The sequence below is a fragment of the Streptomyces ambofaciens ATCC 23877 genome (genome assembly GCF_001267885.1).
In the GTDB taxonomy this organism is placed as follows: Bacteria; Actinomycetota; Actinomycetes; order Streptomycetales; family Streptomycetaceae; genus Streptomyces; species Streptomyces ambofaciens.
The window spans coordinates 2,210,232-2,234,779 of the sequence record NZ_CP012382.1 but is presented as its reverse complement, the minus strand read 5'-3'; the positions used below and the strand labels follow the sequence as shown (position 1 = coordinate 2,234,779).

Here is a 24,548-nt window from a genome sequence, read left to right as displayed (position 1 = left end):
GGGCCCCGGAGCACGCAACGAGCGAGGGGCGCACCCGAAACCGGGTGCGCCCCTCGTCTCCGCGAGGGCCGCAACGGCCCGTCCCGCGGATGTCAGTTGTGGCCGAAGCGCTTCTGCCGCTTGCGGGAAGCCGCGTCGCCGGACGTCGTCAGCTGCGGGGTGTGCTGCTCCTCGCGGTCCAGTACGGCCGCCTCGGCGCGCTGCGGGGCGCGCTCGGTCTGGGGCTGCTTACGATCACGGTTGTTCTTGTTCTTGGCCATGGTGATCTACCTCCTGAGGGGGATCTTTAGGGGCCAGGACCGACTTCAGGTTGACATAGGCCAACAAAGAACGCATATCGGGCAATTACCGTGTGTGACGCGGCTCGTCGGGGTGCGGGGTGCCGAAACGCCACGCCGAAGATCGAGTTCCGGCCGTTAACCTCCGTGTGGTCGGGCAGACTCGAAGGAAGCCCGAAGCAAACCTCCCGGAAAGAGGGTGGACCGCGTGGACCGCTGCATCGTCCTGGTGGACGCCGGGTATCTGCTGGGCGCCGCCGCGAGCCTCCTCGCCGGGGAGCCCTCACGCTCGCGCATCACCGTCGACCACGCCGCCCTCATCCAGGGATTGCGCGACCGCGCGGAGTCCGACACGCGGCAGCCCCTGCTGCGCATCTACTGGTTCGACGGCGCCCCCGACCGCGTCCCGCAGCCCGAGCACCGCCGGCTGCGCGTGATGCCCCGGGTCACCGTCCGGCTGGGCGCCCTGACGCGCAGTGACGGCCGCTGGGCGCAGAAGGGCGTCGACGCCGCGATGCACGCCGAACTGACCGAGCTGGCCCGCAACCGGGCCTGCTCCGACGTCGTCCTGGTGACCGGCGACGGCGACCTGCTGCCGGGCATGATGGCCGCCAAGGAGCACGGCGTCGCCGTACACCTGTGGGCCGTGCAGGCCGCCGACGGCGACTACAACCAGTCCGAGGACCTGGTCGCCGAGGCCGACGAGCGGCGCGTCCTGGACCGGGTGTGGATCACCAAGGCCGTACGCGCCAAGGACCTGGGCGGGATCTGCGCGCCGCCGCCCGTGCCCCGCCCCGAGATCGCCGCGATCCTCTCCGCGCCGCTGCCCGAGTCCGCCCTCTCCGCCGCCGCCGAGCGGCGCGTCGAGGAGCCGGAACACCCCACGACGACGGCCCCCGCCGCCCGCAACGGCAGTGAGGAGCGGGTGTCGCCCGCCAAGGGCGTCCCGACCCCGAAGGACCTGGCCGCCCTGCGCGCCCCCGGCGCCCACCCGGCCCCGCACCCCCCCACCGCCACCCTGCGCTGGTCCTCCGACAAGGGCTGGGTCGACCGGCCCGCCGCCGAGCCCGCCGAGGCCGCGTCGATGCCGACGCTGGCCCAGCTGACCACGGCCGAGCAGCGCTGGGCCGACCGCGAGGAGGACATCACCACGGTCGGCGGCGACCCCTACGAGGTCGGACAGGTCTTCGCCCGCCGCTGGCTGGAGCGCCTCGGCGACCACGGCCACCTGCAGAGACTCTCCGGGATGTACCCCCGCATCCCGCACCGCGTCGACGGGGAGCTGCTGCGCTACGCGGCCCGCTTCGGCCTGCTCGCCCACAAGGACGACCAGATCGACGAGCACGACCGGTACGCGATCCGGGCCGGCTTCTGGCGGGAGATCGACGTCCGCACGGCCACCGAGCGCACCCCCGTGGCCGAGTGAGACCCCCGGCTCTCCCCGGCTGAATCGACACTTATGGGCGGACCCGAGGGCGGGGCGCGGGGGCGGACCCCGTACTCTCGTCCCTTGTGAGTACGCGCGCGGCACAGGCACTTCGACCCGGTGGCGCTGCCGTGTGCGCCGTGCGCGGACTGACCAAGACCTATCCGGCGGTCCGCGGCAGGCGCGGCGTACCCGCCACTCCCGAGGTACGGGCCACCGACGACGTGACCCTCGGTATCCGCCGCGGTGAGATCTTCGGACTCCTCGGGCCGAACGGCGCCGGCAAGTCCACCCTCGTACGCCAGCTCACCGGCCTGATGCGGCCCGACCGCGGCAGCGTGGAGATCCTCGGCCACGACATCGTGCGCCACCCGGAGCGGGCCGCGCGCATCCTCGCCTATCTCGGGCAGGAGTCCAGCGCCCTGGACGAGCTGACCGTGTCCCTCGCCGCCGAGACCACCGGACGGCTGCGCGGTCTGGAGGCCCGGCAGGCGCGAGCCGAGCGGGACGCCGTCCTCGACGAACTGGGCCTGACCCCGATCGCCGCACGACCGATCAAGAAGCTGTCCGGCGGTCAGCGCCGCCTGGCCTGCTTCGCCGCCGCGCTGGTGGGGCAGCGCCCGCTGCTCGTCCTGGACGAGCCGACCACCGGCATGGACCCGGTGGCCCGGCGCGCGGTGTGGGCGGCCGTCGACCGGCGGCGCGCCGAGCACGGCACGACCGTCCTGCTGGTCACCCACAACGTGATCGAGGCCGAGACCGTCCTGGACCGGGTCGCCGTCCTCGACCGGGGACGCGTGATCGCCTGCGACACGCCCTCCGGGCTCAAGGAGAAGGTCGCCGGCGAGGTCCGCGTCGACCTGGTGTGGCGCGAGACGGCCCCGCTGCACGTGCCCGAGGTCGCCGCACTGCGCGACCGGGTCACCGAGTCGGGCCGCCGCTGGACGCTGCGGCTCGCTCCCGAGGAGGCCCGCGCGGTCGTCGCCACCGTCACCGGCGGCGCCGCCTTCGCCGCCCTGGACGACTTCACCCTCGCCACGCCCAGCCTGGAGGACGTCTACCTGGCACTGGGCGGCGCCGCGCGACAGGGGCTGGTGAGGGCGTGAACACGCGAACGGTGAGCACACCGGCCGCCACATCCGTACCCGACAGGGCGACCGCTTCGAACGACCCCCAGCGAAGCTTCGAAGGACCCGACGAAGGGGAGCAGCTCGACGTGACTGTCGTACCCGCCGATGTCCTGCCGGGCGGTGCCCTGGCCGCCGAGGAGCAGGGCGCCCACGGCGCGGCCGAGCTCGGTCCCAAGGCACGGCTGTGGCCCTCGCTGGTGGCCGTGTACCGGGCGCAGCTGTCCCGGGCGCGGGTCGCGCGCATCCCGCTGCTGTTCGTGGCCACCTTCCAGTCGATCGGCATCATGATCCTCATGCGCGGGGTCGTGGACGGCGGCGGCGAGGCGCAGGCCGTGGTGGCCGGGTCCGCGGTGCTGGTCGTCGCCTTCGTCGCGCTGAACCTCCTCGCCCAGTACTTCGGCCAGCTCCGTGCCAGCGGCGGACTCGACCACTACGCGACGCTGCCGGTGCCGCCGGCGGCCGTGGTGCTGGGCGCGGCGGGCGCGTACGCGTCCTTCACGGTGCCGGGGACCGTGGTGACGGCGGTGTTCGGGTGCGTGCTGTTCGGGTTGCCGATGACCCACCTGTGGGTGCTCGTGGCCGTGATCCCGCTGGCGGGCGCCGCGCTCGCCGGACTGGGTGCGGCGCTGGGCCTGCTCGCGCCCCGGCCCGAGTTCGCCACCCTGCTCGGCCAGCTGGGCATGTCGGCGGCCCTGCTGCTGGGCGTGCTGCCCGCCGAACGGATGCCCGAGGTGGTCCGCCTGGCCCGGGACCTGCTGCCCTCGACGTACGGCGTGGAGGCCTTCGCGCGCACCTTCGGGGAACGGCCCGACTGGGCCTTCGTCCTCGGTGACCTCGCGGTCTGCGCCGTGGTCGGCGTGATCTCGCTGGCCGTCGCCACCTGGGCGTACCGCCGGGCCGCCGTCCGGTGACGCGCCGCACAGGCGGGTTTGGCACGATGGCGGGGTGACCGCACCTCTGACTCCGCCACCACCACCGAACGAACGCTCGTCGTACCAGGGCGGGCCGGTGCCGCCGCCCGTCGGAGCGCACGCGGTGGGCGCCGCGTCGGGCGCCGCGTACGACCGGCACGGCGAACAGGACGGCCCCGGGATGTTGACCGAAGTGCGGCAGGCCGTCGTGGCCGTGGTGGCGATGGCGCTCTCCGGCGTGCTGCTGGGTGTGCTGTGGTGGAAGCTCGCACCGACCGTGCCGCTCGTCGGCGACGTGGTCGGCGACAGCTGGGTGGTCTACCTCAAGGAGTCCGAGAGCGAGCAGGCGGTCGGCGTCGACGGCACCTTCACCCTGCTCGCCCTGGCGTTCGGCGCGCTCAGCGCGGTGGTCGTCTTCCTGCTGCGCCGGCGCGGAGGCGTCCCCCTGGTGGTGGCGCTGGGCGTCGGCGGGCTGCTCGGGTCGCTGCTGGCCTGGCGGGTCGGGGTGTGGCTGGGGCCCACGCAGGACGTGATCGCCCACGCCAGGGAGGTGGGCAAGGGGGTGACGTTCTCCGCGCCGCTGAAGCTGGGGGCCAAGGGGGCGCTGCTGGCGTGGTCGGTGGCGGCCCTGGTGGTCCACCTCGGGTTGACGGGCCTGTTCGGGCCCCGTGACCCGGAGCCCGACCCATGGCCGGCGCCTCAGCCGTATCCGCCGGGGCCGTACGGGGAGAAGTCCGCGTAGGGGTCCGCGGGGGACGCCCGGCGCTCTTGGCGGGAGCCCGCGCCGACGGGCGCCCCCGCTCCCGTTCCAGGGCCCGGCCCACCCCGGCCGACGGAGGTACGTCCCTGGGGAGCTACGCCCGGCCGACGGGGGCGACGACCGCGTCCGTCAGCTCGGCCAGGTCGTCGGGGGAGAGCTCGACCTCCAGGCCGCGGCGGCCCGCCGACACGCAGACCGTCGCGTGCTGCGAGGCCGACGCGTCCAGCACCGTCGGCAGCCTCTTGCGCTGGCCCAGCGGGGAGATGCCGCCGCGCACATAGCCCGTAGTGCGTTCGGCCAGCGCCGGGTCGGCCATCGCCGCGCGCTTGCCGCCCACCGCGGCCGCCAGCGCCTTCAGGTCGAGCTGGCCCGCGACCGGTACCACCGCGACCGTCAGCGCGCCGTCGACGTCCGCCACGAGCGTCTTGAAGACCCGCTCCGGCGAGACGCCCATCGCCTCGGCGGCCTCCTCGCCGTAGGACGGGTGGGAGGGGTCGTGGTCGTACGCGTGGACCGTGTACGTCACCCCCGCCGCCGCGAGCGCCACCGTCGCGGGCGTACCGCCACCGGCCTGCTGCTGCTTCTTCGACTTCTTCGCCATCCGGGCCGGTTCCTCAGTTGAGACTCGTCGGGCCGCGCGTCAGGTCCGACGCCGGCAGGGACGGCAGCGTACGGATGACGGCCGTCTCCGCGCGAAGGAGTTTCAGCTCGTCCCGGAGGCGGGAGGCGGTGTCCGGGGCCTGGAGCAGACGCTGCTTCGTCGGTGTGTCGTGCATCATCGCGGCGGCGACCAGGTAGGAGACCACCCCCGGCTCGTCCGGCAGGTCGGCGCCGGTCGCCAGCGACCGCTCGCGGGCACCCGCCAGTCGCTTCTGGTACTGCCGGAAGGAGCGCAGGACCCCTTCGGCCAGCGCCCCCGCCTCGTCACCGGGCTCCTCGGGCATCGGCTCCAGCTCGGCCGTCAGGAACGGGCCCGAGGCGTCCACCGAGAGCAACCGCACCCGGGTGGTGCCGGTGGCCAGCACCTCGAAGGTGCCGTCGGCCTTCTCGCGGATGGTCGCCGCGTCCGCGATGCAGCCCACCTTGTGGAACGCCTTGAGCGGGTCGGGCCCGAAGCCGGCCGCCGGCCCCCGCTCGAGCGTGGTCGTGGGGTCGGGAAGGCCGGGGGCGCTCTGGGCCACCTCGGAGCCGTCGCGGATCGCGACGACGGCGAACCGGCGCGATTCCTCCTCGGGGGTCTTCAGCAACTCGCGCATCATGGCGCGATAGCGCTCCTCGAAGATGTTGAGCGGGAGCACCAGCCCCGGGAACAGGACCGAGTTCAGGGGGAAGAGGGGAAGCCGGACGGTGGTCACGACGCAGAAGCCTAATGGTCGCCGGGGCGGACGTGACCTCCGTGCCCACTTCGTGGATGACCTGAACCTGTCCTCCCGGGTGCGGAGGCCACCCGCGCTCGGACGTCGGCGCGCACGTGGAGGAAGCGGCCGAGCGGGTCGTCCGTGTCCCGGTCCCACGGGAAGGACGTGACGTACGGGCCGGTCAGACGCAGTTGCTCGGCCGCGTCCCGGGGACGTTCGAGGCGCACCAGGACGTACGCCAGCAGGTTCCGCAGCTCCGCCGGCCAGGGGTCGGCCTCCGGATGGGCGGCGGAGAGGGCGATCGCGCGGTCGGCCGCCGCGTCGAGACGGGACCGGTGCACGCCGGTCGCGCCGCCTTCACCGTTCGCCGTCAGACAGGTGAAGGCCGCCCGCAGCGGCAGCGCCCGTACGAGCGCGTCCTCGGGAGCGTCCTGCGCCGCCCTCTCGGCGAAGTCGAGACACTCGCGGTGGGCGCCGGGCGAGGCGGCGGCGAGGTACTCCAGGGCGGCGACGTGGCACCCGTAGTGGTGCGGGGAGCGGCGGACGGCCTGCGCCCACAGCCGCTCGAACTCGGCGTGGCCGGCGCCGGCGCCGCGGGCCGCGTCCAGCGCGGTCCGCCACGGCACCGGGTCGGCTCCCGCGGCCTGGGCGGCGGCGGTGACCGCGGGGGTCACCTCGCGCAGCAGCGCGGTGCGGTCGGGCGAGTCCCCGTACCGGTCCACGGTCAGCCGGGCGCCGACCAGCCGGGCGTCGGGGTCGTCCGGGGCGGTGGCGCGCCAGTCCTCGAGCCACTCGGCCCGTGAGCGGGCGAAGGCGGCGAGCCGGGTCGCATAACGGTCGCGGTGCTCCCACTCGGCGTGCGCGCGGGTGCCGGCCAGGAGGGCCGCCACCGGAGCGTGCTCGCCGTGGGCCGCCGCGACCAGGGCGGGGGCCAGCCGGTCGTCGGGCGCGTCGAGGAGCACGTCGTCGTCGGGGACGAGCCGTGATGCCCGGGAACGGGCCCGGGCCGCCGTCCGGAGGAACGCGCGCAGCATGGCCTGTACGACGGCCGACGGTTCGTGATGGTTGTGCGGCTCTTCGCGATGGTTGTGCGCCTCGTCCCCGCCTTCGGCCGCCCGTGCCCGCCGTCGGCCGCTCGTGCCCGCCTTCGGCCGCTCGTCCCCGCCTTCGGCCGCCCGTGCCCGCCTTCGGCCGCTCGTCCCCGCCTTCGGCCGCTCGTCCCCGCCTTCGGCCGCTCGTGCCCGCCTTCGGCCGCCCGTCGCGGCGTTCGGCCGTTCGTCCCCGCCTTCGGCCGCTCGTGCCCGCTTTCGGCTGCCCGTCGCGGCGTTCGGCCGTTCGTCCGCGCCGTCGGCCGCTCGTGCCGCGTGTGCCGTCCCCGTGGGGTCCGCTGCCGGTGCGGACCTCTCGCGGGGCCCGCCGCCGTCCCGACGGCGTCCGGTGGCGCCGCGCGGGTCTCGCCGCCCCCGGAGCGGGCCGCTCCGCGGAGGTCTCCGTCGCCCCGGTGATGAGGACCGCCCCGGAGCGAGCCGCTCCGCGGAGGCATCCGTCGCCCCGGTGACGAGGCGTGTCGCTGCGGGAAGGCGCGCCGCCCGGGTGGCGCGCCTTCCCGCCGCCGGGAGGTGCGTCGTCCCGGTGGTGACCCCGTGTCGCCATGAGGGGTGCCCCGCCCAAACGCCCGCGGGCGTTTGGGCGGGAGGGGTCAGTTCCGGCGGAGGAGGCGGGTCGCGCCCGCTGCCACCGTCGTCGCCAGGACCCAGCCGAGGAGGATCAGGGCCGTCGCCAGCCACTGCCAGCCGTCGTGGAGCTGCCAGAAACCGGCCTGGCCCAGGTCGATGACGGGCAGGAGCAGATCCAGGGCGAAGAGGGCCGGGTTCCAGTCCGGATGCTCCCCGCTCTTCAGCGGTGGCGGGTCGGCGCGAGCGAAGGCGAGCGAGCCCGCCGCCCACAGCACCGCCATCCACACCGCGGCCCGGCCCGGCCGGTAGCCGTAGGCGACCGTCCAGTCCTGGGCGAAGCCCACGAGCTTCGCGGCGATGGGCAGGCTCTCGCGGCGCCGGCGGTGCTTGGCGAGCAGCACCTCGCGGGCGTCCTCGTCCTCGCCGCTCGCTCTCAGGACCGCGGCGAGGCGCTCGTACGGCTCCGGGTTGTACTCGGCGGTGGCCGCACCCACCCACCGCAGCCGCTTCTCCAGGGGGAACGGTCCCCGCGGCACCAGGTTCTCGTAGGCGAACCCGCCCATGTGCAGCCGGCCCGGGCCCGGCCAGCTGGCCGCGCGGTCCATCAGGTTGACCACCCGCGCCCCCGACAGCACCACCCGGCCGCGCGACGGCCGCTCGCCGAGGAACCGCAGCTCGGGGGTCTGCACCCGGCGCAGCGACAGCTCCTGGTCGTCCGTGAAGGTGAACCGGGCGTGCTCGAGGTCGACGGCGTCGCCGAACCGTCCGTCGTCCAGCCGCACCCCGCCCTCGCACTCGAAGCGCTGGATCCGCGTCCCCTGCGCCGGGGTCGTCCCCCTCAGCAGCGGACTGCCGAGGCCCGCCGGGGTCATGTACAGGGTGCGTTCCACCGTCAGCTGCGGGGCGTTCAGCGCGTGCCGCGTGTACGGGTTGAGGAGCCGGGCCCCGCGCAGGCTCAGCGAGACGCCGACCTGGGCGCTGCGCAGACTCACCTCGCCGTACGACTCCAGCATCTCGGCCTGGAGGTCCTGCCCGACGGACAGGCCGTCCGCGGCTATGGCGCGCCCGCTGCGGTCCCGGTGCACGATCGCCTGGTTGAGCAGCAGGTCGGTGCCTATCTGCGCGTCCGTGAGGCGGATCCCGCCCGGGAAGCGGGACCGCGGCAGGTGCAGGTCGCCCTCGGTCTGCAGCCGGGCCGCCTCCAGCCGGGGCACGTGGCAGTCCACCAGGCGCACGGTCGTGAACCGGGTCTCCGGCAGCAGGAGCTCCCGGTCGAAGCGGCAGCCGCGCAGCTCGACGTACGGCACCACCGTGCCGCCCGCGAGGTCCGTCGTGTCGCTGATCCGCACGCCCACCAGTTGCAGCGAGGAGACCCGGCCGGCGAGCGCGGGCGGACCGTCGAGCAGGAGCCAGCACATGATGCGGGCGCGCACGGTCCGCTCGGGCCCCCACGGGTGCCCGCCGTGCGGATCGTCGGCGAGCGCGTCGCCGCTGCGCAGGTCGTACACGCTGCCGTTGCGGAACGCCTGCCACATGCCGGCCTCGGCGGCGGTGAGGTCGTCCGGCAGCTCTCCGTCACGGTGGTCCGCCCCTTCGGTCACGGCACTTCACCTCCTCCCCAGCTACTCACCGGTCGCTTACTCTTCGTACAACTGTTCATGCCCACTCCGTGACCTTCCGAACACCCAAAGTGAGCACGAACTGACGCGAGTTCCGCCCCGGGCGCGAGGGACCGTTGCTTTCTGTATCAGCCATTGATACGCGCGAACGGTCCCCGACGCGGGTCTGAGAGAATTGGTTCCGTGATCTCCCGAATCGATCTGCGCGGCGACGCCCTCCCCGAGGGTCCCGCCCTGCGCGACCTGCTGCCCCGAGCCGACTTCGACGTCTCGGCCGCCCTGGAGAAGGTGCGTCCGATCTGCGAGGCCGTGCATCATCGTGGCGACGCGGCGCTGATCGACTTCGCCGAGCAGTTCGACGGTGTCCGGCTGGACCGGGTACGGGTTCCGGCCGCCGCGCTCACGCGCGCGCTGGAGGAGCTCGACCCGGCCGTGCGCGCCGCCCTGGAGGAGTCCGTCCGCCGCGCCCGGCTCGTCCACCGCGCACAGCGCCGCTCCACCCACACCACGCAGGTCGTCCCCGGCGGCTCGGTCACCGAGAAGTGGGTGCCGGTCGAGCGGGTCGGCCTGTACGCCCCCGGCGGGCGCTCGGTCTACCCGTCGTCCGTGATCATGAACGTCGTGCCCGCGCAGGAGGCCGGCGTCGAGTCGATCGCCCTCGCCTCCCCGGCGCAGGCGGAGTTCGGCGGCCTGCCGCACCCGACGATCCTCGCCGCGTGCGCCCTCCTCGGCGTCGACGAGGTGTACGCGGCGGGCGGCGCCACCGCCGTCGCCATGTTCGCGTACGGCACCGAGTCCTGCCCGCCCGCCAACATGGTCACCGGCCCCGGCAACATCTGGGTCGCCGCCGCCAAGCGCTACTTCACCGGCAGGATCGGCATCGACGCGGAGGCCGGCCCGACCGAGATCGCCGTCCTCGCCGACGCCACGGCCGACCCGGCGCACGTCGCCGCCGACCTGATCAGCCAGGCCGAGCACGACCCGCTGGCGGCGGCCGTCCTGGTCACCGACTCCGAGGAGCTGGCGAACGCGGTCGAGAAGGAACTCCAGCCGCAGGTCGAGGCCACCAAGCACATCGAGGACCGGATCCGCCCCGCCCTCGCCGGCCGCCAGTCCGCCATCGTCCTGGTCGACGGCCTCGACGAGGGCCTGCGCGTGGTCGACGCCTACGGAGCCGAACACCTGGAGATCCAGACGGCCGACGCGGCGGCGCTCGCCGACCGCGTGAAGAACGCCGGCGCGGTCTTCGTCGGCCCCTGGGCGCCCGTCTCGCTCGGCGACTACGCGGCGGGGTCCAACCACGTCCTGCCCACCGGCGGCTGCGCCTGCCACTCCTCGGGCCTGTCCGTGCAGTCCTTCCTGCGCGGCATCCACATCGTCGACTACACGCGCGACGCGCTGGCCGAGGTCGCGCACCACGTGGTGACGCTGGCGGAGGCGGAGGACCTGCCCGCGCACGGCGCGGCGATCAAGGCCCGGTTCGACTGGAAGGTCCCGGAGAGCAAGTGACGTTCGGAATCGACGATCTCCCCGTACGGGACGAGCTGCGCGGCAAGACCCCCTACGGCGCGCCCCAGCTCGACGTGCCCGTCCGGCTGAACACCAACGAGAACCCCTACCCGCTGCCCGAGGCGCTGGTCGAGCGGATCACCGAGCGGGTCCGGGAGGCCGCCCGCGACCTCAACCGCTACCCGGACCGGGACGCGGTGGAGCTGCGCACCAGGCTCGCCGCGTACCTGACCGAGACCTCCGGGTACGCCGTGGACGTGCGGAACCTCTGGGCGGCCAACGGCTCCAACGAGGTCATCCAGCAGCTGCTGCAGACCTTCGGCGGCCCCGGCCGTACCGCGATCGGCTTCGAGCCGTCGTACTCGATGCACGGCCTCATCGCCCGCGGCACCGGCACGGGCTGGATCTCCGGCCCGCGCCGCGAGGACTTCACGATCGACGTCCCCGCCGCCGAGAAGGCGATCGCCGAGCACCGCCCGGACGTCGTCTTCATCACCACCCCCAACAACCCCACCGGCACCGCGGTCCCGGCCGAGACGGTCCTCGCGCTCCACGACGCGGCCCAGGCCGCGAAGCCCTCGATGGTCGTCGTGGACGAGGCCTACATCGAGTTCAGCCACGGCGCCTCCCTGCTGCCGCTGCTGGACGGACGGCCGAACCTCGTGATCTCCCGCACGATGTCGAAGGCGTTCGGCGCCGCCGGCCTGCGCCTCGGCTACCTCGCCGCGCACCCGGCCGTCGTCGACGCCGTCCAGCTCGTACGGCTGCCGTACCACCTGTCGGCCGTCACCCAGGCGACCGCGCTGGCCGCCCTGGAGCACACCGGCACGCTGCTCAAGTACGTCGAGCAGCTGAAGGCCGAGCGGGACCGGCTGGTCGCCGAACTGCGCGCGGCCGGCTACGAGGTGACCGAGTCCGACGCCAACTTCGTCCAGTTCGGACGGTTCGCCGACTCCCACGAGGTCTGGCGGAAGATCCTCGACCGGGGCGTCCTGGTCCGGGACAACGGCGTACCGGGCTGGCTGCGGGTGACCGCCGGCACCCCCCAGGAGAACGACGCGTTCCTCGACGCGGTCCGTGAACTGAAGAAGGAGCAGAGCGCATGAGCCGCGTAGGGCGCGTGGAGCGCACCACCAAGGAGACCTCGGTCCTCGTCGAGATCGACCTCGACGGCACCGGGAAGACCGACATCGCCACCGGCGTCGGCTTCTACGACCACATGCTCGACCAGCTCGGCCGGCACGGTCTGTTCGACCTGACCGTGAAGACCGAGGGCGACCTGCACATCGACTCCCACCACACCATCGAGGACACCGCCCTCGCGCTGGGCGCCGCCTTCAAGCAGGCCCTCGGCGACAAGGTGGGCATCTACCGCTTCGGCAACTGCACGGTCCCGCTGGACGAGTCCCTCGCCCAGGTCACCGTCGACCTGTCCGGCCGCCCCTACCTCGTGCACACCGAGCCCGAGAAGATGGCGCCGATGATCGGCGAGTACGACACGACGATGACCCGGCACATCCTGGAGTCCTTCGTCGCCCAGGCCCAGATCGCCCTGCACGTGCACGTGCCGTACGGGCGCAACGCGCACCACATCGTGGAGTGCCAGTTCAAGGCGCTGGCCCGGGCCCTGCGCTACGCCTCCGAGCGCGACCCGCGCGCGGCCGGCATCCTTCCCTCCACGAAGGGCGCGCTCTAAGCCATGAACGGTACCTCCACCGCACTGATCGTCGTCGGCCTCTTCTTCCTCGGCGGCATCTACTCCTTCGCCAAGCAGCAGATGCCCAAGGGCCTGATCGTGCTGCTCTCCATCGGCGCCGCGATGTGCCTGTTCGCCGGCGTCCTGAGGCTGGAGGTGTGGAATTGACCGCCGCCAAGCGGGTCGTCGTCTTCGACTACGGCTTCGGCAACGTCCGCTCCGCCGAGCGGGCCCTCGCGCGCGCGGGAGCCGACGTCGAGATCACCGGTGACTACGACAAGGCCATGAACGCCGACGGGCTGCTGGTCCCCGGCGTCGGCGCCTTCGCCGCCTGTATGGACGGCCTCAAGGCCGCCCGGGGCGACTGGGTCGTCGACCGCCGCCTGTCGGGCGGACGCCCGGTGATGGGCATCTGCGTCGGCATGCAGATCCTGTTCGCCCGGGGCATCGAGCACGGCGTCGAGGCCGAGGGCCTGGACGAGTGGCCCGGCACGGTCGGCCCCCTCCAGGCCGACGTGGTGCCCCACATGGGCTGGAACACGGTCGAGGCGCCTGGGGACTCCCGGCTGTTCGCCGGTCTGGACGCCGACGCCCGCTATTACTTCGTGCACTCCTACGCCGTCCACGACTGGTCGATGGAGGAGCACAACCCGCTGATCGCCGCGCCCAAGGTCACCTGGTCCACGCACGGCAAGCCCTTCGTGGCGGCCGTCGAGAACGGCGCGCTGTGGGCCACGCAGTTCCACCCCGAGAAGTCCGGCGACGCCGGAGCCCAGCTCCTCACCAACTGGATCGAGACCCTGTAGAGATGAGCAAGCTCGAACTCCTCCCCGCCGTCGACGTCCGCGACGGCCAGGCCGTCCGCCTCGTGCACGGCGAGTCCGGCTCCGAGACCTCCTACGGCTCCCCGCTGGAGGCCGCCCTCGCCTGGCAGCGCTCCGGCGCCGAGTGGCTGCACCTGGTCGACCTGGACGCCGCGTTCGGCACCGGGGACAACCGCGAGCTGATCGCCGAGGTCGCGAAGGCCATGGACATCAAGGTCGAGCTGTCCGGCGGCATCCGCGACGACGACACCCTCGCCGCCGCGCTCGCGACCGGCTGCCGGCGCGTGAACCTCGGCACGGCCGCCCTGGAGACCCCCGAGTGGGTCGCCAAGGTCATCGCCCGCTACGGCGACAAGATCGCGGTGGGCCTGGACGTGCGCGGCACCACGCTCCGCGGCCGGGGCTGGACCCGGGACGGCGGCGACCTCTACGAGACGCTGGCCCGCCTCGACCAGGAGGGCTGCGCCCGGTACGTCGTCACCGACATCGCCAAGGACGGCACCCTCCAGGGCCCCAACCTGGAGCTCCTGAAGAACGTCTGCGCGGCGACCGAACGCCCGGTCGTGGCATCCGGCGGCGTGTCGTCCCTGGACGACCTCCGCGCGATCGCCGGTCTCGTCCCGGCCGGTGTCGAGGGGGCCATCGTCGGGAAGGCCCTGTACGCGAAGGCGTTCACCCTGGAAGAGGCCTTGGAGGCTGTGTCGTCATGACATCGGAAGCCGTACGGCGCGTGCAGAGCGGAAGTCCCTGGGAAGAGTCCTTCGGTTTCGCACGGGCCGTGGCGGCGGGTGATCATGTCGTCGTGGCGGGCACGACCGCCTTCAAGGGCGACGTGCTGTACGGCGACGGCGACCCGTACGAACAGACCAAGGTGGCCTTCACCACCGCGCTGGAGGCGATCGGCGAGTTCGGGCTGGGCATCGAGTCCGTCACCCGGACCCGTGTGCATCTGGCACACTCCCGGGACGTCGACGCGGTGGGACGCGCCCACAAGGAGCTGTTCGACGCCGTACGCCCGGTCACGACCCTGCTGGTCGTGCAGGGCTTCATGGACTCGCGGGTCCTGGTGTCGGTGGAGCTCGAAGCATTCAGAGGACAGTGAGAGGCATCAGAGGAGCCGTGGATTCATGACCCTGGCGGTCCGAGTCATCCCCTGCCTGGACGTGGACAACGGCCGGGTCGTCAAGGGCGTGAACTTCCAGAACCTGCGCGACGCGGGCGACCCCGTCGAGATGGCCAAGGTGTACGACACCGAGGGCGCCGACGAGCTGACGTTCCTGGACATCACCGCCTCGTCGGGCAACCGCGAGACGACGTACGACGTGGTGCGCCGCACCGCCGAGCAGGTGTTCATCCCGCTGACCGTCGGCGGCGGCGTGCGCACCGCCGACGACGTCGACAAGCTGCTGCGGGCGGGCGCGGACAAGGTGGGCGTGAACACGGCCGCCATCGCCCGCCCCGACCTGATCCGCGAGATCGCCGAGCGCTTCGGCCGCCAGGTCCTCGTCCTGTCGGTCGACGCCCGCCGCACCGAGGCCGGAACCTTCGAGGTGACCACCCACGGCGGCCGGCGCGGCACCGGCATCGACGCGGTGGAGTGGGCGCACCGCGCGGCCGAGCTGGGCGCGGGGGAGATCCTGCTCAACTCGATGGACGCGGACGGCACGAAGGACGGCTACGACCTGGAGATGATCGCGGCGGTCCGCAAGCACGTGACCGTCCCGGTGATCGCCTCCGGCGGCGCCGGTCGCCTCACCGACTTCCCGCCGGCCGTCGCGGCGGGCGCGGACGCCGTTCTCGCGGCCTCCGTGTTCCACTTCGGCGATCTGCGGATCGGCCAGGTGAAGGAGACGCTGCGTGAGGCGGGACACCTCGTCCGCTGACCCGGGCCGGCGGGCGTCGTGTCGGCCCGGCGCCGTCTGAGGGGGCCGTGTACGTGACGGACACGGTCATACCCGACGGCTCCGCCGTAACCGACGGCTCCGCCGTACCCGAAGGGTCCGTGGTACCCGCCCACCGCGACGGCAACGTCCTGCGCTGGGTGGCCGCCTACACCGCGTCCATGGTGGGCGACACCGTCTTCTTCCTCGCACTGTCGTGGGCCGCCGTGCAGCACGGCAGCCCCGCGGAGGCCGGGGTCGTCACGGCCGTGAGCGCGGTGCCACGGGCGCTGCTCATGCTCGGCGGCGGGGTGGTCGCCGACCGGTTCGGGCCGCGGAGGGTCGTCATCGGCAGCGACGCCGTCCGGTGCGTCACCGTGCTGGCGGTCGCCGCGGTGCTCTTCGCGGCCGATCCCGGCCTGTGGCTGCTGGCCCTGCTCGCCGTCGTCTTCGGCACCGTCGACGCCGTGTTCATGCCCGCCGTCGGGGCGCTGCCCGCCCGCATCACCGCCAAGGACCAGCTCGCCCGCGTCCAGGGCATGCGGGGGCTCGCCGTGCGTTTCGCCGCCGTGGTGGGCGCTCCGCTCGGCGGGCTCGGGGTGGCCGTCGGCGGTTCGGCCGCCGCCTTCACGCTGGCCGGGGTGCTCATCGCCGTGTCGGTCCCGCTGCTGGTCTCCGTGCGGATGCGCGAGCTGCCCAACGACGGGGGCACGACCGCCCGGGACGGCACCGCGTGGCGGGACCTGCGGGCCGGACTCGGGTACATCCGTCGGCACCGGGTCCTGGCGCCCCTGATGGTGGCCATCGCCCTCGGAGACCTCGGCTTCGTCGGCCCGCTCAACGTGGGCCTGACCCTGCTCGCGGAGGAACGCGGCTGGGGCGCCTCCGGGATGGGCTGGACGCTCGCGGGGTTCGGGACGGGCGCCGGGATCGCCGCCCTGCTGCTGACCGTCCGGGGGCGCGTCCCGCACGCCGGTCTCGTCGTCGCCGGCGCCATCGTCCCCGGCGCCGCCGCGATCGGCGCCCTGGCCCACGTGCCCGCCCTCGCCGGGGCCGTCGGCATCGCCGTGCTCGTCGGGCTGCTCACGGGTCTCAGCGGCGCCGTCTGCGGTGCTCTGCTCCAGACCCAGGCGGAGCCCGCCTACCTGGGCCGGGTCACCGCGGTCGCCGGGATCGTCAGCCTGGGGATCGCGCCGCTGAGCATGCCGGTGTCGGCCGCCGCCATCGGCGTCTGGGGCACCGGCCCGGTCTTCGCGGTCAGCGCCGTGGTCTGCGGCCTCGGCGGGCTCGTCGCCCTCTGCGCACCCCACCTGCGGCGGGCGGAGCTGCCGGCGTAGCGCCTGACGCCGCGCACCGCCGTCCTCGCGATGCCGGGCTCCCGGGTCGTGTCCGCGCCCCCTCGCGCCGCGCACCGCCGTCCTCGCGATGCCGGGCTCCCGGGACGCGTCCGCGCCCCCTCGCGCCGCGCACCGCCGTCCTCGCGATGCCGGGCTCCCGGGACGCGTCCGCGCCCCCTCGCGCCGCGCACCGGCGGACGCGCGGTGTCGGGTCTCGGGGCGCGCCGCGTCCCGCCGCCGCGCACGGCACGGTCCGTGGTTCCTCGGCGCCCGGGGCTAGAGCCCGAGCTGTTTCGTCTCGTGCAGCTTGGCGATCGCGTCCGGCTCGCCCTCCAGCTCCACCTTCGCGGCGCCCTGCCTGCCGTACGCGAACAGCAGCAGCTCGGACGGCTCGCCCGTCGCCGTCACCACCGGCGTGCCGCGGTGCGCGACCGTCGTCTGGCCGTTCGGGCGGCGCAGCACCAGGCCGGTCGGGATGCCGCGGCCCACCAGGCGGGCGGTGCGCTCCAGCCGGGACCACAGGGCGTCCTGGAAGACCGGGTCCAGCTCCCGGGGCGCCCAGTCCGGCTGCGCACGGCGGACGTCCTCGGTGTGGACGTAGAACTCCACCGTGTTCGCGGCCTCGTCGACCTGCTTGAGCTGGAAGGGCGAGAACCGGGGCGGTCCGGTGCGGATCAGCTGCAGCAGCTCCTCGTACGGCTTCGCGCCGTACTCCTCCATCACCCGGTCCAGCCGGGACGCCAGCTGTTTGATCAGGGTGCCCCCGGCGGCGTCCGGCCGGCGCTCGCGCACCACCACGTGCGCGGCGAGGTCACGGGTCCGCCAGCCCTCGCAGAGGGTGGGGGCCTCGGGCCCCGCCGTCTCCAACAGGTCGGCGAGCAGAAGTCGTTCACGCTTGGCGAAAGTCGACATGGAGTCAGCCTACGGCCGCCGGCCGGGTCCGCCCAATGGACAGCGCCGGGGCGTGTCCGTCCCGCGCGGCACAATGGGCGCATGACCAGCAGCTCCCCCCGACCGCCCAGCCCGCTCGCCCCGGAGATCGCGGCGCGCCTCAAGCGCGGCGCCGACGGTCTCGTGCCCGCCATCGCCCAGCAGTACGACACCGGAGAGGTGCTGATGCTCGGCTGGATGGACGACGAGGCCCTGCACCGCACGCTGACGACGGGTCGCTGCACCTACTGGTCCCGCAGTCGTGGGGAGTACTGGGTCAAGGGCGACACCTCCGGGCACTTCCAGTGGGTGAAGTCCGTCGCCCTGGACTGTGACGCCGACACCGTCCTGGTCAAGGTCGACCAGGTCGGCGCCGCCTGCCACACCGGCGCCCGGACCTGCTTCGACGCCGACGTGCTCCTCGGCGGCGACGAGGGCGGTGCCGACGGCGCCGACGGCGGCGGCGCGGGTGCCGACACGCCCGGCACGGGTCAGTAGGGTCTGCCGCCATGGACGACATGGACCTCGAGACCTTCCGCAAGCTGGCCGCCGACCGCCGCGTGATCCCGGTCAGCCGCAAGCTCCTCGCCGACGGCGACACCCCGGTCGCGCTGTACCGCAAGCTCGCCGCCGAGCGTCCCGGCACCTTCCTGCTGGAGAGCGCGGAGAACGGACGGACGGCGTTCCAGTGGTCCCGCTACTCCTTCATCGGCGTCCGCAGTGCCGCCACCCTCACCGAACGTGACGGGCAGGCGCACTGGCAGGGCACCCCGCCCGTCGGCGTCCCCACCGACGGCGACCCGCTCGCCGCCCTGCGCGCCACCGTCGAGGCCCTGCACACCCCCCGTGACCTCGCCCACGACCTGGGCCTGCCGCCCTTCACCGGCGGCATGGTCGGCTACCTCGGCTACGACATCGTGCGCCGTCTGGAGAAGGTCGGCCCGGGGGACCGCGACGACCTGGGGCTCCCCGAGCTGACCATGCTGCTCACCAGCGACCTCGCCGTCATGGACCACTGGGAGGGCTCGGTCCTCCTGATCGCCAACGCGATCAACCACAACGACCTGGAGACCGGCGTCGACGAGGCCTACGCCGACGCGATCGCCCGCCTGGACGCCATGGAGGCCGACCTCACGCGCGCGGTGGCCCAGCCCCCGGCCGCGCTGCCGCCGTCCGAGCTGCCCGCGTACACCGCGCTGTGGGGCGGCCCCGACTTCCAGGACGCCGTCGAGGACATCAAGGAGCGCATCCGCGCGGGCGAGGCCTTCCAGGTGGTCCCCTCCCAGCGCTTCGAGACGCCGTGCACGGCGAGCGCCCTGGACGTGTACCGGGTGCTGCGGGCCACCAACCCGTCCCCGTACATGTACCTGCTGCGCCTGGAGGGCTTCGACGTCGTCGGGTCGTCCCCCGAGGCACTGGTCAAGGTGGAGGACGGGCGGGCCATGGTCCACCCCATCGCCGGGACCCGCCCCCGGGGCGCCACCCCGCAGGAGGACCAGGCACTCGCCGACGAGCTGCTCGCCGACCCCAAGGAGCGCGCCGAGCACCTGATGCTCGTCGACCTCGGGCGCAACGACCTGGGGCGGGTCTGCGAACCCGGCTCGGTGGAGGTCGTCGACTTCATGTCCGTCGAGCGGTACTCGCACGTCATGCACATCGTCTCGACGGTCACCGGACGCGTCGCCCCGGACCGCACCGCCTTCGACGTCCTCACCGCGTGCTTCCCGGCGGGCACCCTCTCCGGGGCGCCCAAGCCGCGCGCCCTGCAGATCATCGACGAACTCGAACCGTCCCGCCGCGGCCTGTACGGCGGCTGTGTCGGCTACCTCGACTTCGCGGGCGACTCCGACACCGCCATCGCCATCCGCACGGCACTGCTCCGCGACGGCACGGCCTACGTCCAGGCGGGCGCCGGCGTGGTCGCCGACTCCGACCCGGTCGCCGAGGACACCGAGTGCCGCAACAAGGCGGCGGCGGTGCTGCGAGCGGTGCACACGGCCAACCGGCTGGGCCGGCACCCCCGGGCGGCGGCCGGGGCGGCCGGGCCGAGCGGCGGCTGAGGCCCGCGTCCCGGGCGGTCGCCGGCGCACGAGGACCGAGCGGCGCCCGGGGCAAGAGGGCCAACCCGTCGGGGCGGTGGGGCGATTATCACGTCCGCCAATCCGAACCCCGGGTGACGGTTCGCCCGGGGTTCGGGTGATAGTGGAGTACGTGACAGCCGTTCCTCACCCCCGTACCCCAGCCGCAGGCCCCTCCCGGGCCGGCCGCCGGAGCCTCGCCGCCGCCCTGCTGTGCGGCGCGCTCGGCGCGGCCGTCGCCCTGCTCGCCACCCGGCAGGAGTGGGCGGAGGGCACCGCGACGGTGGCCGGCGGCGCGTTCCCCCTGACCGCCAAGGGCAGCGACGTCACGGGCGTACCCGCGGCGCTCGCCATAGTGGGCCTCGCCGCGCTCGTCGCCGTCTTCGCCGTGCGCCGCGCCGGCCGGTTCGCCGTCGCCGCCGTCCTCGCGCTGAGCGGCGCGGGCACCATGGCCGCGGCCCTGGCCGGCGCCTCCGACAGCTCCGCCCTGGACGACCAGGCCGCGAAGGCCGCCGGCGACACCTCGGCCACCGTGGACGCCCTCTCCCACACGGCCTGGCCGTACGTCGCGGCCGTGGGCGGCGCCCTGCTCCTGCTGGCCGGACTGCTCGCCCTGCGCTACGGCCGCCGGTGGCCCGCGATGTCCGGCCGCTACGAGCGGGACGGCACGCCGCGACCGCGCCGCACGCCGCAGACCGTGGACCCGGACCGGCCCGAGGACCTGTGGAAGGCCCTCGACCGCGGCGAGGACCCGACCGGCGCCTGACCCGCGGTTCACCCGCCCGCGCCCGGGCACCCGTGAAGCGGTGCGAGCGCCCCGGACGAGCGGTGTCCGGCGCGCGCGTGAGGAGCACCCCCGATCACGGCGCGCGCGCCCGTGCGGGACAATGGGCACGAGCGTCCTGCTCAGACTTGGCACACAGCAACGAGGAGCAAGCAATGTCGGGCAGCAGCCACGGTCACACCCCGGCCGCCTGGACGGGTGTCATCATCGCCTTCATCGGTTTCTGCGTCGCGGGCGTGTTCATGGTGGCGGCCCAGCCGGTGGGCTTCTGGGCCGGCATGGTGGTCGTGCTCCTCGGCGGTGTCGTGGGCGGCATCATGCGCATGATGGGCCTCGGCCAGCCGAAGCAGAACCACCCCGTGCACCAGGTCACCGGCGAGCGCGAGCCGGCCGGCGCCAAGGGCTGACGACACGGCCGCAGCGGTACTCCCCGAGGGGCGGACCGGCACGAGGGTGCCGGGGCCGCCCCTCGCGTGCGGGTACCGGCCGTCGGAGGCAGAATGCGGAGCGTGGACGCCGAGACCGGGAAACCGACGCAGGGCCCGACCGTGACACGGGACGCGCCCGTGCCGCCCCGAGGGGCCGCGCCGCCGGCCGCCGTGGCCGCCCGCCCGCCCTCAGCGGCGCGCCTCGCCGTCCCGGCCGGGGTGCTCGCCGCCGTCGCCGGAGCCTTCGCCTACGTGGGGAGCGTGGACCCCAACGAGGCCGGCCACTACCCCGTCTGCCCCCTGCTGCGCTTCACGGGCGTCTACTGCCCCGGCTGCGGCGGCCTGCGCAGCGCCCACGCGTTCGTCCACGGGGACCTGCCGACCGCGCTGCAGGCCAACGCGCCGGCCGTCCTCGGCTATCTGGGGTTCGCCGTGCTGTGGACCGTCTGGGTGATCCGCGTGGTGCGCGGCCGCCCGCTGCGGCTCGACCTCGGCCCGGTCCACCTGTGGACGCTCGGGGCTCTGCTGCTGGCCTTCACGGTTGTCCGGAACCTACCGTTCGGTGGCTGGCTCGTTCCTTGATCATGGGACGGACGTCCAGGTAATGGGACCGGCGTCCACCGGATGCGGGACCGGCGCCCCGCTCCGGATACCATCACAGTGACCACAGGTTTCGCCGTCTGAAAGGGGGCCGCTCGCGTGAGTGTGCTCGACGAGATCATCGACGGAGTCCGTGCCGACCTCGCGGAGCGGCAGGCGCGCGTCAGCCTCGACGAGCTCAAGGAGCGCGCGGCCAAGGCCCGCCCCGCCAAGGACGGCGTCTCCGCCCTGCGCGGCGACGGCGTGAAGGTGATCTGCGAGGTCAAGCGCTCCAGCCCGTCCAAGGGCGCGCTGGCGGCCATCGCCGACCCGGCCGGTCTCGCCGCGGACTACGAGGCGGGCGGCGCGGCCGTCATCTCCGTCCTCACCGAGGAGCGGCGCTTCGGCGGCTCGCTCGCCGACCTGGAGGCGGTCCGCGCGCGGGTGGACATCCCCGTGCTGCGCAAGGACTTCATCGTCACCTCGTACCAGCTGTGGGAGGCCCGTGCGTACGGCGCCGACCTCGTGCTGCTGATCGTCGCGGCCCTCGACCAGCCGGCACTGGAGTCGCTGATCGAGCGCGCCGAGTCCATCGGCCTCACCCCGCTCGTCGAGGTGCACGACGAGGACGAGGTCGAGCGCGCGGTGGACGCCGGAGCCAAGATCGTCGGTGTCAACGCGCGCAACCTGAAGACGCTGGAGGTCGACCGCGGCACCTTCGAGCGGGTCGCCCCGGAGATCCCGGCGCACATCGTCAAGGTCGCCGAGTCCGGCGTCCGCGGACCGCACGACCTCATCGCCTACGCCAACGAGGGCGCCGACGCCGTCCTGGTCGGCGAGTCGCTGGTCACCGGCCGGGACCCGAAGACCGCGGTCTCCGACCTGGTGGCGGCCGGCGAGCACCCGGCACTGCGGCACGGCCGGGGCTGACCCCCCGGTAGGCTGACCCCCGATGACGCTCCTCCTCGCTCCGGCCTCCCGGGACCCGTACGCCCGCCTCGCGCGCGGCTGCCGGCCCCGAGGCTGCCGTGCGCCCGCCCGCCGGGTGCACGGACGCCGGGTGCGGTACGTCATCGGGGACGAGCCCGGGCAGGTCAACGGCCGTCGATGGCAGCGCCCCTCCTTCTAGGGGCGCGGGGAACCGCCCGAGCAGCCACACACGGCCCGCGGCCGGCAGAGAACACCCCGCCCCCACGGCGATCAGTCCGAACGACACTCACCGTGAGGTTTCCGCATGCCCAGTAACTTCTTCATCCCCGACCCGGCGGGTCAGGTCCCCAGCGCCGAGGGCTACTTCGGCGCGTTCGGGGGCAAGTTCATCCCCGAGGCCCTCGTCGCCGCCGTCGACGAGGTCGCCGTCGAGTACGACAAGGCCAAGCACGACCCCGAGTTCGCCCGCGAACTCGACGACCTGCTGGTCCACTACACCGGCCGTCCGTCGGCGCTCACGGAGGTCCCCCGTTTCGCCGAGCACGCCGGCGGAGCCCGTGTCTTCCTCAAGCGCGAGGACCTGAACCACACCGGCTCGCACAAGATCAACAACGTGCTCGGCCAGGCCCTGCTCACCAAGCGCATGGGCAAGACCCGGGTCATCGCGGAGACCGGCGCCGGCCAGCACGGCGTGGCGACGGCGACGGCCTGCGCCCTCTTCGGCCTCGACTGCACGATCTACATGGGCGAGATCGACACCCAGCGCCAGGCCCTCAACGTGGCCCGCATGCGCATGCTCGGTGCCGAGGTCATCGCCGTGAAGTCCGGCAGCCGCACCCTCAAGGACGCCATCAACGAGGCCTTCCGCGACTGGGTCGCCAACGTCGACCGCACCCACTACCTGTTCGGCACCGTCGCGGGCCCCCACCCCTTCCCGGCGATGGTGCGCGACTTCCACCGCGTGATCGGCGTCGAGGCCCGCCGCCAGCTCCTGGAGCAGGCCGGACGCCTGCCCGACGCGGCCGTCGCCTGCGTCGGCGGCGGCTCCAACGCCATCGGCCTCTTCCACGCCTTCATCCCCGACGCGGACGTCCGCCTCATCGGCTGCGAGCCCGCCGGACACGGCATCGAGACCGGCGAGCACGCGGCCACCCTGTCCGCCGGCGAGCCCGGCATCCTGCACGGCTCCCGCTCCTACGTCCTCCAGGACGACGAGGGCCAGATCACCGAGCCCTACTCCATCTCCGCCGGTCTGGACTACCCCGGCATCGGACCCGAGCACGCCTACCTCAAGGACTCCGGCCGCGGCGAGTACCGCGCGGTCACGGACGACGCCGCCATGCAGGCGCTGCGCCTGCTGTCGCGCACCGAGGGCATCATCCCGGCCATCGAGAGCGCCCACGCGCTGGCCGGCGCCCTCGAGGTCGGCAGGGAGCTGGGCAAGGACGGGCTGCTCGTCGTCAACCTGTCCGGCCGCGGCGACAAGGACATGGACACCGCCGCCCGCTACTTCGGGCTGTACGACACCGACGCCGAGGTCGCCGCCGACGAGGCCGGCACCACCGCCGAGATCGAGGGGGACGCCAAGTGAGCGGGAACGTACGACTGCTGGACGACACGCTCGCCGCGGCGAAGGCCGAGGGCCGCTCCGCCCTCATCGCCTACCTCCCCGCCGGGTTCCCGACGGTGGACGGCGGCATCGCGGCGATCAGGGCCGCACTCGACGGCGGCGCCGACGTCGTCGAGGTCGGCCTGCCGCACAGCGACCCGGTCCTGGACGGCCCGGTCATCCAGACCGCCGACGACATCGCCCTGCGCGGCGGTGTGCGCATCGCCGACGTGATGCGCACGGTCCGGGAGGCGCACGCGGCCACCGGCAAGCCGATCCTCGTCATGACGTACTGGAACCCGATCGACCGCTACGGCGTGGAGCGCTTCACCGCGGAGCTCGCCGAGGCGGGCGGCGCCGGGTGCATCCTGCCCGACCTGCCGGTCCAGGAGTCGGCGCTGTGGCGGGAGCACGCCGACAAGCACGGACTCGCCACCGTCTTCGTGGTCGCGCCCAGCAGCAAGGACGCCCGGCTCGCCGAGATCACCGCGGCCGGCAGCGGCTTCGTCTACGCCGCCTCCCTCATGGGCGTCACCGGCACCCGCGCGTCGGTCGGCGCGCAGGCCGAGGAGCTGGTCCGGCGCACCCGCGCCACCACCGACCTCCCCGTCTGCGTCGGGCTCGGCGTCTCCAACGCGGCGCAGGCCGCCGAGGTGGCCGGCTTCGCCGACGGAGTGATCGTCGGCTCGGCGTTCGTCAAGCTGATGCTGGACGCCCCCGACGACGCGGCCGGCCTGGAGGGCGTGCGCGCGCTCGCCGCCGACCTGGCGAAGGGCGTACGCCGGCAGGTGTGACGGCGGGTAAGT

General features: G+C 73.9%; 28 protein-coding genes. 22 read left to right on the top strand and 6 right to left on the bottom strand.

The genetic code is table 11. From position 1 onward, the window contains the following. Positions 1–92 precede the first annotated feature (92 nt). Positions 93–260, bottom strand: coding sequence for a hypothetical protein (locus tag SAM23877_RS40190; protein WP_079030119.1), 168 nt, complete (start codon positions 258–260; stop codon positions 93–95). Between the two features lie 226 nt (positions 261–486). Here SAM23877_RS40190 and SAM23877_RS10085 point away from each other — a divergent pair, with 226 nt between their 5' ends. The 4 genes from SAM23877_RS10085 (at position 487) to SAM23877_RS10070 (ending at position 4,487) form a co-directional block, all read left to right on the top strand. Beyond that, a complete protein-coding gene (locus SAM23877_RS10085) occupies positions 487–1,704 on the top strand; it encodes an NYN domain-containing protein (protein ID WP_053142341.1) in 1,218 nt (405 codons plus the stop codon). Between the two features lie 131 nt (positions 1,705–1,835). Continuing rightward, the gene (locus SAM23877_RS10080; RefSeq protein WP_053129283.1) at positions 1,836–2,810 is read left to right on the top strand and encodes an ABC transporter ATP-binding protein; all 975 of its coding nucleotides are present in this window, start codon (positions 1,836–1,838) and stop codon (positions 2,808–2,810) included. A gap of 110 nt (positions 2,811–2,920) precedes the next feature. Then, positions 2,921–3,745, top strand: coding sequence for an ABC transporter permease (locus tag SAM23877_RS10075; RefSeq protein WP_053129281.1), 825 nt, complete (start codon positions 2,921–2,923; stop codon positions 3,743–3,745). A 34-nt stretch (positions 3,746–3,779) separates the two neighbouring features. Beyond that, a complete protein-coding gene (locus SAM23877_RS10070) occupies positions 3,780–4,487 on the top strand; it encodes a hypothetical protein (protein ID WP_053129279.1) in 708 nt (235 codons plus the stop codon). A gap of 112 nt (positions 4,488–4,599) precedes the next feature. Here SAM23877_RS10070 and ybaK read toward each other — a convergent pair whose 3' ends face one another. The 4 genes from ybaK to SAM23877_RS10050 form a co-directional block, all read right to left on the bottom strand. Then, a complete protein-coding gene (ybaK, locus tag SAM23877_RS10065; RefSeq protein ID WP_053129277.1) occupies positions 4,600–5,106 on the bottom strand; it encodes a Cys-tRNA(Pro) deacylase in 507 nt (168 codons plus the stop codon). 13 nt (positions 5,107–5,119) lie between these two features. After that, positions 5,120–5,860: an LON peptidase substrate-binding domain-containing protein gene (locus SAM23877_RS10060; protein WP_053129274.1), complete on the bottom strand. Its 741-nt coding sequence runs from the start codon at positions 5,858–5,860 to the stop codon at positions 5,120–5,122. An 11-nt stretch (positions 5,861–5,871) separates the two neighbouring features. Continuing rightward, positions 5,872–6,897, bottom strand: a complete 1,026-nt coding sequence (locus tag SAM23877_RS10055; RefSeq protein ID WP_053129271.1) for a hypothetical protein — start codon at positions 6,895–6,897, stop codon at positions 5,872–5,874. 665 nt (positions 6,898–7,562) lie between these two features. Next, a complete protein-coding gene (locus SAM23877_RS10050) occupies positions 7,563–9,140 on the bottom strand; it encodes a hypothetical protein (RefSeq protein WP_053129268.1) in 1,578 nt (525 codons plus the stop codon). A 201-nt stretch (positions 9,141–9,341) separates the two neighbouring features. Here SAM23877_RS10050 and hisD point away from each other — a divergent pair, with 201 nt between their 5' ends. The 9 genes from hisD to SAM23877_RS10005 all read left to right on the top strand — a co-directional run bounded on the left by hisD (position 9,342) and on the right by SAM23877_RS10005 (position 16,404). Next, positions 9,342–10,667 carry a histidinol dehydrogenase gene (gene hisD, locus SAM23877_RS10045; RefSeq protein WP_053129266.1) on the top strand — a complete coding sequence of 442 codons (1,326 nt, stop codon included), beginning with the start codon at positions 9,342–9,344 and terminating at the stop codon, positions 10,665–10,667. Next, positions 10,664–11,773 carry a histidinol-phosphate transaminase gene (locus SAM23877_RS10040; protein WP_053129262.1) on the top strand — a complete coding sequence of 370 codons (1,110 nt, stop codon included), beginning with the start codon at positions 10,664–10,666 and terminating at the stop codon, positions 11,771–11,773. The genes hisD and SAM23877_RS10040 overlap by 4 nt, the downstream gene beginning before the upstream one ends. Next, a complete protein-coding gene (gene hisB / locus SAM23877_RS10035) occupies positions 11,770–12,363 on the top strand; it encodes an imidazoleglycerol-phosphate dehydratase HisB (protein ID WP_053129260.1) in 594 nt (197 codons plus the stop codon). Before SAM23877_RS10040 ends, hisB begins: the two co-directional genes overlap by 4 nt. A 3-nt stretch (positions 12,364–12,366) precedes the next feature. Next, the gene (locus tag SAM23877_RS40185) at positions 12,367–12,531 is read left to right on the top strand and encodes a hypothetical protein (RefSeq protein ID WP_031031034.1); all 165 of its coding nucleotides are present in this window, start codon (positions 12,367–12,369) and stop codon (positions 12,529–12,531) included. After that, complete coding sequence (gene hisH, locus SAM23877_RS10025) at positions 12,522–13,169, top strand: imidazole glycerol phosphate synthase subunit HisH (RefSeq protein WP_053129257.1); 648 nt, start codon at positions 12,522–12,524, stop codon at positions 13,167–13,169. Before SAM23877_RS40185 ends, hisH begins: the two co-directional genes overlap by 10 nt. Before the next feature lie 2 nt (positions 13,170–13,171). Further along, positions 13,172–13,897: a bifunctional 1-(5-phosphoribosyl)-5-((5-phosphoribosylamino)methylideneamino)imidazole-4-carboxamide isomerase/phosphoribosylanthranilate isomerase PriA gene (gene priA, locus SAM23877_RS10020; protein WP_053129254.1), complete on the top strand. Its 726-nt coding sequence runs from the start codon at positions 13,172–13,174 to the stop codon at positions 13,895–13,897. Further along, positions 13,894–14,289, top strand: a complete 396-nt coding sequence (locus SAM23877_RS10015; RefSeq protein WP_053129250.1) for a RidA family protein — start codon at positions 13,894–13,896, stop codon at positions 14,287–14,289. The genes priA and SAM23877_RS10015 overlap by 4 nt, the downstream gene beginning before the upstream one ends. Positions 14,290–14,314: 25 nt before the next feature. Beyond that, the gene (gene hisF, locus SAM23877_RS10010) at positions 14,315–15,070 is read left to right on the top strand and encodes an imidazole glycerol phosphate synthase subunit HisF (RefSeq protein WP_053129248.1); all 756 of its coding nucleotides are present in this window, start codon (positions 14,315–14,317) and stop codon (positions 15,068–15,070) included. Positions 15,071–15,138: 68 nt separating this feature from the next. Continuing rightward, positions 15,139–16,404, top strand: a complete 1,266-nt coding sequence (locus tag SAM23877_RS10005) for an MFS transporter (RefSeq protein WP_053142339.1) — start codon at positions 15,139–15,141, stop codon at positions 16,402–16,404. Between the two features lie 276 nt (positions 16,405–16,680). On the opposite strand, the gene SAM23877_RS10000 is transcribed toward SAM23877_RS10005, so the two are convergent. Beyond that, entirely contained in the window at positions 16,681–17,316 is a 636-nt protein-coding gene (locus SAM23877_RS10000; RefSeq protein ID WP_053129246.1) for a TIGR03085 family metal-binding protein, read from the bottom strand. 81 nt (positions 17,317–17,397) lie between these two features. On the opposite strand from SAM23877_RS10000, the gene hisI reads away from it, so the two are divergent. The 9 genes from hisI to trpA all read left to right on the top strand — a co-directional run bounded on the left by hisI (position 17,398) and on the right by trpA (position 24,536). Next, on the top strand, positions 17,398–17,832 hold the full coding sequence (gene hisI, locus SAM23877_RS09995) for a phosphoribosyl-AMP cyclohydrolase (protein WP_053129243.1): 435 nt from the start codon (positions 17,398–17,400) through the stop codon (positions 17,830–17,832). A gap of 20 nt (positions 17,833–17,852) precedes the next feature. Next, entirely contained in the window at positions 17,853–19,394 is a 1,542-nt protein-coding gene (locus tag SAM23877_RS09990) for an anthranilate synthase component I (protein ID WP_053142337.1), read from the top strand. A 142-nt stretch (positions 19,395–19,536) separates the two neighbouring features. Beyond that, positions 19,537–20,178, top strand: a complete 642-nt coding sequence (locus SAM23877_RS09985) for a TIGR02234 family membrane protein (protein ID WP_053129240.1) — start codon at positions 19,537–19,539, stop codon at positions 20,176–20,178. 173 nt (positions 20,179–20,351) lie between these two features. Next, positions 20,352–20,603: an HGxxPAAW family protein gene (locus SAM23877_RS09980; RefSeq protein ID WP_053129237.1), complete on the top strand. Its 252-nt coding sequence runs from the start codon at positions 20,352–20,354 to the stop codon at positions 20,601–20,603. Positions 20,604–20,696: 93 nt separating this feature from the next. Then, on the top strand, positions 20,697–21,206 hold the full coding sequence (locus SAM23877_RS09975; RefSeq protein ID WP_079030117.1) for a DUF2752 domain-containing protein: 510 nt from the start codon (positions 20,697–20,699) through the stop codon (positions 21,204–21,206). Positions 21,207–21,323: 117 nt separating this feature from the next. Beyond that, positions 21,324–22,133, top strand: a complete 810-nt coding sequence (gene trpC / locus SAM23877_RS09970) for an indole-3-glycerol phosphate synthase TrpC (RefSeq protein WP_053129234.1) — start codon at positions 21,324–21,326, stop codon at positions 22,131–22,133. Positions 22,134–22,155: 22 nt separating this feature from the next. After that, the gene (trpM, locus tag SAM23877_RS40180; protein WP_107291857.1) at positions 22,156–22,332 is read left to right on the top strand and encodes a tryptophan biosynthesis modulator TrpM; all 177 of its coding nucleotides are present in this window, start codon (positions 22,156–22,158) and stop codon (positions 22,330–22,332) included. Between the two features lie 105 nt (positions 22,333–22,437). Then, positions 22,438–23,724 carry a tryptophan synthase subunit beta gene (gene trpB / locus SAM23877_RS09965; protein WP_053129231.1) on the top strand — a complete coding sequence of 429 codons (1,287 nt, stop codon included), beginning with the start codon at positions 22,438–22,440 and terminating at the stop codon, positions 23,722–23,724. Further along, complete coding sequence (gene trpA, locus SAM23877_RS09960) at positions 23,721–24,536, top strand: tryptophan synthase subunit alpha (protein ID WP_053129228.1); 816 nt, start codon at positions 23,721–23,723, stop codon at positions 24,534–24,536. Before trpB ends, trpA begins: the two co-directional genes overlap by 4 nt. The last annotated feature ends 12 nt before the right edge of the window (positions 24,537–24,548 follow it).

What these genes read in the sequence shown, in the direction of transcription:
- SAM23877_RS10015 (WP_053129250.1), top strand. Translation starts at nt 13,894, where the DNA reads ATGACATCGGAAGCCGTACGGCGCGTGCAGAGCGGAAGTCCCTGGGAA.
- hisF (WP_053129248.1), top strand. Translation starts at nt 14,315, where the DNA reads ATGACCCTGGCGGTCCGAGTCATCCCCTGCCTGGACGTGGACAACGGC.
- SAM23877_RS09975 (WP_079030117.1), top strand. Translation starts at nt 20,697, where the DNA reads ATGCGGAGCGTGGACGCCGAGACCGGGAAACCGACGCAGGGCCCGACC.
- SAM23877_RS40185 (WP_031031034.1), top strand. Translation starts at nt 12,367, where the DNA reads ATGAACGGTACCTCCACCGCACTGATCGTCGTCGGCCTCTTCTTCCTC.
- ybaK (WP_053129277.1), bottom strand. Translation starts at nt 5,106, where the DNA reads ATGGCGAAGAAGTCGAAGAAGCAGCAGCAGGCCGGTGGCGGTACGCCC.
- hisI (WP_053129243.1), top strand. Translation starts at nt 17,398, where the DNA reads ATGACCAGCAGCTCCCCCCGACCGCCCAGCCCGCTCGCCCCGGAGATC.
- trpB (WP_053129231.1), top strand. Translation starts at nt 22,438, where the DNA reads ATGCCCAGTAACTTCTTCATCCCCGACCCGGCGGGTCAGGTCCCCAGC.
- SAM23877_RS40190 (WP_079030119.1), bottom strand. Translation starts at nt 260, where the DNA reads ATGGCCAAGAACAAGAACAACCGTGATCGTAAGCAGCCCCAGACCGAG.
- SAM23877_RS09980 (WP_053129237.1), top strand. Translation starts at nt 20,352, where the DNA reads ATGTCGGGCAGCAGCCACGGTCACACCCCGGCCGCCTGGACGGGTGTC.
- SAM23877_RS10000 (WP_053129246.1), bottom strand. Translation starts at nt 17,316, where the DNA reads ATGTCGACTTTCGCCAAGCGTGAACGACTTCTGCTCGCCGACCTGTTG.
- trpM (WP_107291857.1), top strand. Translation starts at nt 22,156, where the DNA reads ATGACGCTCCTCCTCGCTCCGGCCTCCCGGGACCCGTACGCCCGCCTC.
- priA (WP_053129254.1), top strand. Translation starts at nt 13,172, where the DNA reads ATGAGCAAGCTCGAACTCCTCCCCGCCGTCGACGTCCGCGACGGCCAG.
- SAM23877_RS10055 (WP_053129271.1), bottom strand. Translation starts at nt 6,897, where the DNA reads ATGCTGCGCGCGTTCCTCCGGACGGCGGCCCGGGCCCGTTCCCGGGCA.
- hisB (WP_053129260.1), top strand. Translation starts at nt 11,770, where the DNA reads ATGAGCCGCGTAGGGCGCGTGGAGCGCACCACCAAGGAGACCTCGGTC.
- SAM23877_RS09990 (WP_053142337.1), top strand. Translation starts at nt 17,853, where the DNA reads ATGGACCTCGAGACCTTCCGCAAGCTGGCCGCCGACCGCCGCGTGATC.